This window comes from Mesorhizobium sp. M7A.F.Ca.US.005.03.2.1 (assembly GCF_003997795.1).
GTDB lineage: Bacteria > Pseudomonadota > Alphaproteobacteria > Rhizobiales > Rhizobiaceae > Mesorhizobium > Mesorhizobium ciceri.
In genome coordinates this window covers 1-477 of the sequence record NZ_RZRP01001599.1, presented here as the reverse complement: position 1 = coordinate 477, position 477 = coordinate 1, and the positions used below count along the sequence as shown (strand labels likewise).

Genomic DNA, 477 nt, shown 5'->3' with positions numbered 1-477 from the left:
GTTCCGGCGCATCGAAAAGCCTGTCGGGCTGATGATCCTCGATCTCGACCATTTCAAGCAGGTCAACGACACCCATGGCCATGACGTCGGCGACGAGGTGCTCAAGGCGGTCGCGAGCTGTCTCAAGGATATGACGCGCTACCACGATGTGGTGGCGCGATTGGGCGGCGAGGAGTTCGCCGTGGTCACGCCCAACATGGACGCCGAGCTTCTGGGCAAGTTTGCCGAGCGCATCCGCAAGGCGATCGCCAACATGTCGGTGCTGTCGGGCAATGTCCGCCTCAAGATCACCACCAGCGTCGGGCTAGCCGTCTGGGACCGCAAGGAAACAGCGGAAGAGTTCTATCGCCGCGCCGACCGCCAGCTTTACGAGGCGAAGAGGCAAGGCCGCAACCGCGTCTGCGCCTAAAATCCCGTCCCTGAATTCGTGAGGCTGGCCGTCTGGCGCCGTTTTCTGTGCTTCCGATCCTCACGGAC

The 477-nt window shown here is 62.3% G+C and carries 1 protein-coding gene; it reads left to right on the top strand.

Annotated elements, in window-relative coordinates; translation table 11 throughout:
• The coding region (locus tag EN991_RS39365; RefSeq protein ID WP_164769821.1) for a GGDEF domain-containing protein at positions 1–409 on the top strand (409 nt) is incomplete at its 5' end.
• Between the last annotated feature and the right edge of the window lie 68 nt (positions 410–477).